Origin of the sequence: Mycobacterium sp., assembly GCF_050701675.1 — a bacterium.
Classification (GTDB): Bacteria; Actinomycetota; Actinomycetes; order Mycobacteriales; family Mycobacteriaceae; genus Mycobacterium.
Map to the genome: position 1 here is coordinate 1 of NZ_JBOGDD010001081.1, position 5,835 is coordinate 5,835.

Sequence of the window (5,835 nt, forward strand, 5' to 3'; positions counted from 1 at the left end):
ACCCCCAACTCCCCAAACTCCAACCCCCTCTCGTCCCCCTGCCGCGAGCGTGCGTGTCTGCACTGCGACACGCGTGAAAATTTACACAACGCGCACGCTCACGCCAGCAGAAGAAGGAGCGCGATGACTGACACCAGGGATGACGTGATCCGCGAAGTGGTCGAGGAACTCTCGTCGCCGACGACCATCGGGGTGCAGGCCTACGTCTCGGAGGCCTACGCCAGAGCCGAGCGAGACAAGCTGTGGCGCAAGGTATGGCAGCAGGTCGGCCGCGTCGAGGAGATCCCCGACGTTGGCAGCTACCTGACGTACGACATCCTCGACGACTCGATCATCGTCGTACGCACCGGACCGAACGAATTTGCCGCCCATCACAACGTCTGCATGCACCGCGGCCGTCGCCTCGTCGACGTCCCGCAGGGCGCCAAGCACGCCTGCGACAAGACCAGAAAGTCGTTCGTCTGCGGATTCCACGGCTGGGCCTACGGTTTGGACGGCGCGTGCACCCACATTCGCGAGCAGGACGACTGGCAGGGCGCGCTCACCCCCGAGAACACCCACCTCGCGCGCGTCAGCGTCGACACCTGGGGCGGCTGGCTGTTCATCAACATGGACACCGATCCGGAACCGTTGGCCGACTACCTGTTTCCCGCCGCCAAGATCCTCGACCCCTTCGGGCTGGAGAACATGCGCTTCAAGTGGCGCAAGTGGCTGAACTTCGACTGCAACTGGAAGGTCGCCCTGGAGGCGTTCAACGAGACCTACCACGTGTTCACCACCCACCCGGAATTCAACAAGTTCGGTGAGTTCAAGGGCTGGGCCAAGGCGCAGGGCAGGCACAGCAACATCGGCTACGACGCCCCAAAGGGCCTGGACGAGACCAAGTCCAAGATCCGGCTCGGCTCCGGTGACCCCCGCATCTCGACCGCGGAGATGCAGGTCTACACCATGGAGGAGACCAACGCGACCACCACGCAGACGCTGGTGGACGCGGCCAAGCGGCTCGTCGACGAGCTCCCCGAGGGCACGCCGGCCAACAAGGTCCTCGAACACTGGCTGACCTCGGCCCGCAACGACGACGCGGCGCGTGGTGTCGTCTGGCCCACCATCCCCGCCGACATCCTCGGCCAGAGCGGCACCGCCTGGCAGATCTTCCCCAACTTCCAGATCGGCCAGGGCCTGACGAGTGCGCTCTGCTACAGCGCCCGCCCTGACCCGAGCTACGACCCGAACAAGTGCATCTTCGAGGTGGCGGTGTTCGAGCTGTACCCGAAGGGGAAAGAGCCACCGACCGAGTGGGTGTACACGCCGGTCGGTGACCCCAACTGGCTGTCGGTCCTGCCGCAGGACTTCTCCAACATGGCGGCCGTGCAGCAGGGCATGAAGTCACTAGGCTTCCCTGGCACCAAGCCCAACCCGTACCGCGAACGCAGCACCGTCAACCTGCACTACCAACTGTCGAAGTACATGGGCACCGGCGAACCCCAAGATCTCACGTGATTTGTGCACGAGTTCCCGCGGCCACCGCGGTCGCGGGTGCACGAATCGCAGAAAAGGAGCAACGATGAAGGTCAATCTCGGTACTGGAGCTCAGAACTCGCACGACTGGGACCGTGTTCTGGCGGGCAACTTCAACAGTTCACCGGAGACACCCGACTGGCAGTGCGTCGAGGGTGCGCTGGCGCTCGGTGATCTTGCCGAGCCGCTCGGCTTCGACGGCATCTGGTTCCCCGAGCACTGCGGCACCCCATATGGCATGACGCCCAACCCGATTCAGGCGCTCACCTACTTCGCGGGGCGTACCGAGCGGGTCAGCCTCGGTACCTTCGTCGCCGTCGCCCCATGGTGGAACCCCGTGCGCCTGGCACACCAGATCGCCTATCTCGACATCCTGTCCAAGGGCCGCTACAACACCATCGGCATCGGGCGCGGGGTGTCGAAGTCCGAGTTCGACGCCGTAGGGGTACCGCGCGAGGAGAGCCGCGAGCGCTTCAACGAGTGTCTGGACATTCTGGAACTGGCGTTCAGCGGGGAGCGGTTCTCCTACGACGGCGAGATCTTCTCGTTCCCGGAGATGTCCCTGCGCCCTGAGCCGTACAGCAAGGATCTGTTCTCGCGGATCTACAGCTCGTCCTCCACGGCCGAGTCGCTGGAGATCCTGTCGCGTCGTGGGATGGTGCCGCTGTTCGTCGGTAACAAGCCGATCTGGGATGCCGGCGCAGAAGTCCAGAAGGTGAACACCTTCCGCAAGGAGGAGGGCTTCGCGCCCTGCCAGCCCAAGAACGTGATGTTCATGTACTGCACCCCCGATGAGCCGGATGCACGGCAGACCGACGAGTGGATCTGGACCGCGAACCGCGACGTCACCGTGCACTACGGCTTCGCCGACGCATCGAACTTCAAGGGCGTCAAGGGGTATGAGGCCTACGCCGCCCGCGAGGCCAGTGCGACGGCCGTGCTGGCGGAGGCCGTGCAGGACAAGCCGGAACCCGGCACGAAGAAGATGCCCGGCTACCACGCGTCCAACCTGTTGATCGGCAAGCCCGAGGTGATCTTCGAGAAGCTGAAGGCCGCCCAAGAGGCGTGCTCCTTCTCCGAGGTCACCATCGTCCCGCAGTTCGGCACCATGTCATACGCCGACGGGATCGAGAGTGTCAAGCTGTTCGCCCGCGAGGTGCTGCCCGCCGTACACGAGATGGCCGCGCCCCTGCACGAGGCGGCGCTGCCCGTGGAGGCGCTGGCATGACGGCCGTCCACGGGTGCGGTCCGACCCAGACGCCGGATGACGTCGACATTCCCGCACTGCGCGCGAAGTACAAGCAGGAGCGCGAGAAGCGGCTGCGCAAGGAAGGCAGCAAGCAGTACGTCGAAACCGGCGATGGGTATGCCGAATTCGCCGAGATCGACCCCCACACGCCGTACGTCGAACGCGACCCGATCACCGAGGACATCGACGTCGCCGTCCTCGGTGGTGGGTTCGGGGGATTGCTGTCGGCGGCCTACCTCAAGAAGGCTGGCGTCGACGACGTCCGAGTGATCGAGATGGGCGGTGACTTCGGCGGCGTCTGGTACTGGAACCGCTACCCCGGCATCCAGTGCGACAACGAATCCTACTGCTATGTACCGCTTCTCGAAGAGCTCGACTTCGTCCCCAGTAAGAAGTTCGCCGACGGCGCGGAGATCTATCAGCACTGTCGCAACATCGGCAAGCACTTCGGACTCTACGACGGCGCCATCTTCTCCACCCAGGTCCGCGACCTGATCTGGGACGATGCGATCGACCGATGGCGGATCACCACCAACCGCGGCGACGACATCCGCGCCCGCTTCGTGGTGATGGCGTCCGGGCCCTTCAACCGGCCGAAGTTGCCTGGCATCCCCGGGATCAAGGACTTCACGGGCCACAGCTTCCACTCGTCGCGATGGGACTACGACTACACCGGAGGCAACTCGGCCGAACCGGTGCTGGACAAGCTCGCCGACAAGACCGTGGCGATCATCGGCACGGGCGCCACGGGTGTGCAGATCGTGCCGTTCCTCGGCAGGTACGCCAAGCAGGTCTACGTCGTGCAGCGCACGCCGTCAACCGTCGACGAGCGCAACAACGCGCCCACCGACCCGGAATGGGCGAAATCGCTTGGGCCAGGCTGGCAGAAGGAACGGCAGCGCAACTTCCACTCCTGGACGTTCGAGGGGATGGCGCTCGGTCAGCCGGACCTGGTCTGCGACTTCTGGACTGAACTCGGCCGCAACACCGCCTCGCGCGTCCTCGCGTTGGAGGATCCGGCCTCCATGACCCCCGAGCAGTTCATGGGACTGCGCGAGGAGGAGGACTACAAGCTGATGGAGCGGCTGCGCCGCCGCGTGGAGAGCCTCGTCGCCGACGGCGCCACCGCCGAGGCGCTCAAGCCGTACTACCGATTCCTCTGCAAGCGGCCGTGTTCCAACGACGACTACCTGCCGACGTTCAACCGTCCGAACGTCACGTTGGTCGACGTGTCGGAGAGCAAGGGAGTGGAGAAGCTGACCGCGAGGGGCTTCGTCGCCAACGGCGTCGAGTACCCGGTCGACTGCATCATCTACGCCAGTGGCTTCGAGATCACGACCGAGATCAGCAGGCGCTACAGCATCGACGCCATCGAGGGTCGTGACGGCGTCTCGCTCTACGACTACTGGGCGGACGGGTTCAAGACGCTGCACGGCATGACGAGCCGTGGGTTCCCCAATCAGTTCTTCACCGGTTTCACCCAGGTGGGCATCTCCGCCAACATCGCAGCGAACTACGAATTGCAGGGTGAGCACATCGCCTACGTCATCGCCGAGGCGCTCAAGCGGGGCGTCACCAACCTCGAACCGACGCAGGAAGCACAGGACGGGTGGTGTGCGACCGTCCGCGAGAGCGCGATCGACAACTCGGCGTTCGACGCGGAATGCACACCGGGCTACTACAACAACGAGGGCGGCGGAGGCGGCGAGGGCATCCGCAGTCACCTCGGCGAGCCCTACGGTCCCGGCTTCTACGCCTTCGGCGACCTTCTGGCGCACTGGCGTGACAAGGGTGACCTCGACGGATTGGAACTCGGCAGGTGACCCCTTCTCATCACGCCGAGTGCCCGCTTGTTTACGGCCGCACTCGCGTTTTGTGTACAACACGCGTGCACTCGGCGCATGTCTGAACTTCGATTCGACGACCGCGTCGCCGTCGTCACCGGTGGCGGCCGAGGACTAGGCCGTGCGTACGCGCTACTGCTGGCATCCCGTGGCGCGAAGGTCGTCGTCAACGACGTCGGCGGCAGCCTCACCGGAGAAGGAGTCGACGACGCCCCGGCGCACGCTGTCGTGGCCGAGATCAACGCGGCTGGGGGAGAGGCGTTTCCGAGTTCGGACTCGGTCGCCACCGCGGAGGGCGGCAAGGCGATCATCGGCGCGGCGCTCGATCGGTTCGGCCGCATCGACGTCCTGATTCACAACGCAGGGAACGTGCGGCGCGCCGCGCTGAGGGACATGTCATACGAGGACTTCGACGCCGTCCTGGACGTCCACCTGCGCGGTGCCTTCCACGTCCTGCGGCCAGCCTTTCCGGTGATGTGCGACGCGGGCTACGGACGGATCGTCTTGACGTCGTCCATCGGTGGCCTCTACGGCAATCACGACGTGGCGAACTACGCGGCGGCGAAGGCGGGGGTGATCGGATTGGTGAACGTGGCGGCGCTCGAGGGCGCGGAGCACGGCGTGACCTGCAACGCCATCGTGCCCGGCGCGGTGACCAGGATGGCCGAGGGACTCGACACGTCGGCCTACCCGCCCATGGATCCCGACCTCGTCGCACCGACCGTCGGGTGGCTGTCGCACGAGTCATGCGCTGCCTCCGGCGAGCTGTTCATCGCCATCGCGGGTCGTGTTGCCAGGGCGTTCGTGGCGGAAACCACTGGGGTGCAACGCCCATCGTGGACCATTGAACAGGTGGCCGAGCAGAGCAGTGCGATCCGCGACGCAGCCGACCCGGTGATCTTCCCCGTGGTGCCGACGGGCCACAATGATCACATCGGTTACAGTTTTGCGATGGCCAGTCAGGCGGTGGATCATGGCTAACGGTCCGTTGGCGGGGGTGCGCGTCGTCGACCTCACCGCGGTGGTGATGGGGCCGTACTGCACTCAGATCATGGCCGACATGGGCGCCGACGTCGTCAAGGTCGAGCCGCCTGCGGGTGACAACGCCCGATACATCTCCGTCGGCCCCGCTCCCGGAATGAGCGGAGTGTTCGTCAACGTCAACCGCGGAAAGCGGAGCGTCGTACTCGATCTCACGACCGACGACGGCGCTGAGGCTTTGCG

At 65.2% G+C, this 5,835-nt stretch carries 5 protein-coding genes; all 5 read left to right on the top strand.

Annotation, left to right across the window (positions count from 1 at the left end; genetic code table 11):
• The first annotated feature begins 123 nt into the window (after positions 1-123).
• Positions 124-1,500, top strand: coding sequence for an aromatic ring-hydroxylating oxygenase subunit alpha (locus ACRDUX_RS33185; protein ID WP_526420487.1), 1,377 nt, complete (start codon positions 124-126; stop codon positions 1,498-1,500).
• A gap of 64 nt (positions 1,501-1,564) precedes the next feature.
• Positions 1,565-2,746, top strand: coding sequence for an LLM class flavin-dependent oxidoreductase (locus ACRDUX_RS33190; RefSeq protein ID WP_526420489.1), 1,182 nt, complete (start codon positions 1,565-1,567; stop codon positions 2,744-2,746).
• A complete protein-coding gene (locus tag ACRDUX_RS33195; RefSeq protein ID WP_526420491.1) occupies positions 2,743-4,590 on the top strand; it encodes a flavin-containing monooxygenase in 1,848 nt (615 codons plus the stop codon). Before ACRDUX_RS33190 ends, ACRDUX_RS33195 begins: the two co-directional genes overlap by 4 nt.
• Positions 4,591-4,668: 78 nt before the next feature.
• On the top strand, positions 4,669-5,592 hold the full coding sequence (locus ACRDUX_RS33200; protein ID WP_526420493.1) for an SDR family NAD(P)-dependent oxidoreductase: 924 nt from the start codon (positions 4,669-4,671) through the stop codon (positions 5,590-5,592).
• A gap of 7 nt (positions 5,593-5,599) precedes the next feature.
• Positions 5,600-5,835, top strand: a 236-nt coding sequence (locus ACRDUX_RS33205; RefSeq protein ID WP_526420495.1) for a CoA transferase, incomplete at its 3' end; no start/stop codon positions are given.

Bases quoted from the DNA above. Each gene is read 5' to 3' on its own strand.
- ACRDUX_RS33195 (WP_526420491.1), top strand. From the start codon at position 2,743: ATGACGGCCGTCCACGGGTGCGGTCCGACCCAGACGCCGGATGACGTC.
- ACRDUX_RS33200 (WP_526420493.1), top strand. From the start codon at position 4,669: ATGTCTGAACTTCGATTCGACGACCGCGTCGCCGTCGTCACCGGTGGC.
- ACRDUX_RS33190 (WP_526420489.1), top strand. From the start codon at position 1,565: ATGAAGGTCAATCTCGGTACTGGAGCTCAGAACTCGCACGACTGGGAC.
- ACRDUX_RS33185 (WP_526420487.1), top strand. From the start codon at position 124: ATGACTGACACCAGGGATGACGTGATCCGCGAAGTGGTCGAGGAACTC.